This is a genomic window from Bacillus haikouensis (genome assembly GCF_013179555.1).
Lineage (GTDB): Bacteria > Bacillota > Bacilli > Bacillales > Bacillaceae_B > Rossellomorea > Rossellomorea haikouensis_A.
In genome coordinates this window covers 1-2981 of sequence record NZ_JABMCR010000394.1, presented here as the reverse complement: position 1 = coordinate 2981, position 2981 = coordinate 1, and the positions used below count along the sequence as shown (strand labels likewise).

Below are 2981 nucleotides of genomic sequence, written 5' to 3'. Positions count from 1 at the left end.
GATCTCCTTTCTCTACCATTTCTCCCTTATCGACTATCACTTTGATGACAGTTCCAGGCATCGAAGCACCGATATGACTCTCATCTTTCGGATCCACTTTTCTTTTGGTGGCCACTGTGGATTTAATGTTTTCATCTTTAATAACAATTTCACGGGGCTGTCCATTTAATTCAAAATAAACGACTCTTGTACCGTCCGCCTGCGGCTGGCCGATGGAAACCAATTTAACGATCAACGTCTTACCAGTTTCAATTTCCACTTCAATTTCTTCGCCAAGCCTCATGCCGAACAGGAATGTAGGAGTATCCAATTTGGATATATCACCGAACTGTTCAAGTGTTTGCGCATACTCAGAGAACACTTTCGGATACAATGCATATCCAAGAGCATCAAAGCTTGTAACGGGGCGGTTTAGCTGCTCATAAAGTTTCTCTTTTAATTTCGTGAAGTCGACATCATCCAAGAGTTCACCCGGACGGACAGTCAATGGATTTCTTCCTTTCAGGACGACTTTTTGCAGTTTTTCCGGGAAGCCGCCATGCGGCTGTCCAAGATATCCTTCGAAAAGTTCCTCGACTGAATCCGGGAAGTCGATTTTTTCCCCTTTTTCAATCACATCTTCTTCTGAAAGATTATTCTGCACCATGAACAGGGCCATGTCACCCACTACTTTTGACGAAGGTGTTACCTTGACGATATCGCCAAACAGGTGATTGACTCTTGCATACATCACCTTCACTTCCTCCCAGCGGTCACCAAGGCCGACAGCTTTGGCCTGCTGCTGAAGGTTGCTGTATTGGCCGCCTGGCATTTCGTGTTTATAAACCTCAGGATGGGGCGCCATCATTCCGCTTTCGAAATCAGTATAGTACTTTCGCACATCCTCCCAATAATGGGACAGGGATTCCAGTGAATTGATGTTGATTTTCGGTTCTCTTTCAGTGCCTTTCAATGCATAATACAGGGTATTTGCACTCGGCTGTGATGTAAGGCCAGACATTGTACTGAGGGCAGTGTCGACGATATCAACCCCTGCATCCACAGCCCTTGCATACGTATAAATCCCGTTACCGCTTGTATCATGTGTATGAAGATGAATAGGAAGGTTTACCGTATCCTTTAATTCCGAAATGAGCCTGTAAGCCGATTGTGGTTTTAATAATCCTGCCATGTCTTTTATGGCCAGAATATGTGCTCCGCTCGCTTCCAATTCTTTAGCAAGATTCTTATAATAATCGATATCGTATTTGGTACGCGTCGGATCTTCGATATCTCCTGTGTAGCAAATAGCTGCCTCAGCTATCTTTCCACTCTGTCTAACGGAATCTATTGCGACTTCCATCCCTTTCACCCAGTTCAAGCTGTCGAAGATCCTGAAGACATCGATTCCAGCAAAAGCGGATTTCTCTACGAACTCCCTGATGACATTGTCAGGATAGTTTTTGTACCCTACTGCATTTGAAGCTCTCAGCAGCATTTGAAATAATACATTCGGGATACGTTCCCTTAATGTTAATAACCGGTTCCATGGATCTTCCTTCAGGAAACGGTATGCAACATCAAATGTTGCGCCTCCCCACATTTCAAAGGAGAACATATCCGGTAGCAGATTCGATGTCGGTTCTGCAATCTGCTTAAGGTCATTGGTTCTCACGCGGGTGGCGAGCAGCGATTGGTGGGCATCACGGAAAGTCGTATCCGTCAATAGCACGGATTTCTGATCCTTTACCCAGTTTACCAAACCGTCTGCACCGTGCTCCTCAAGAATTTGTTTAGTACCCGGTTTTACTGGATCAATGAGGTCAATAACTGGTATCCTCGGCTTCGAAAATACAGGTTTTTTCTTCTTTTCTACTCCAGGGAAGCCGTTCACTGTCACGTTTCCGATATAAGAGAGCATTTTCGTACCTCGGTCTTTCCGTTTAGGAAAAATGAATAATTCAGGAGTTGTATCGATAAATGATGTATCATATTTCCCTGAGATGAAATTTTCATGCTTGACGACATTCTCCAGGAAAGGAATATTGGTCTTGATACCGCGAATTCTAAATTCTTGAAGATTTCTGACCATTTTAGATGCAGCTTGTTCAAATGTTAACGCCCAAGTTGAGAGTTTTACCAGCAAGGAATCATAGTATGGTGTAACAACCGCTCCCTGATAACCATTCCCGGCATCCAGCCTGACACCGAATCCTCCACCGGAACGGTAAGCCATGATCTTTCCTGTATCCGGCATGAAGTTATTAAGCGGATCTTCAGTCGTCACCCGTGACTGAATGGCAAATCCGTTCAACTGAACATCTTCTTGGTGCGGTATTCCCAATATACTGCTGTGGAGAGCATGACCTTCAGCAATCAGAAGCTGGGATTGAACGATGTCCACACCTGTGACCATCTCCGTAATCGTATGCTCGACTTGAACACGCGGGTTGACTTCTATGAAAAAGAATTCGTTGTTCGCCACTAAGAATTCAACAGTTCCAGCATTCACGTACTTTACGTTATCCATCAGGCGTACAGCAGCTTCACAAATATCGTCTCTCAGTTGTTCGCTAAGGGATACAGACGGTGCGATTTCCACTACTTTTTGATGACGTCGCTGAATGGAACAGTCACGTTCATACAGATGGACTATGTTACCATCTTCATCTCCAAGGATTTGTACCTCGATATGCTTAGGGTTCTCTACGAATTTTTCTACATAAATTTCATCATTTCCAAACGCTGCCTTGGCTTCAGATTTTGCACGTTCGTAAGCTTCCTTAAGGCTTTCAAGGTTTCTTACGATACGCATACCACGGCCTCCGCCCCCGAGCGAAGCTTTGATGATGATAGGGAAGCCCGCTTCCTTTCCGAAGCTGATGACTTCTTCCAGTGTGGATACCGGTCCGTCGCTTCCCGGGATGACAGGTATGTTCGCAAGCTGGGCTTGCTTCCTTGCTTTGACCTTATCTCCAAACATATCTAAATGAGTGGAATGA

General features: G+C 44.8%; 1 protein-coding gene. It reads right to left on the bottom strand.

Translation table 11 applies throughout. The features are described from left to right. On the bottom strand, positions 1-2981 hold a 2981-nt coding region (gene pyc, locus HP456_RS22090), incomplete at both ends, for a pyruvate carboxylase (RefSeq protein ID WP_172255124.1).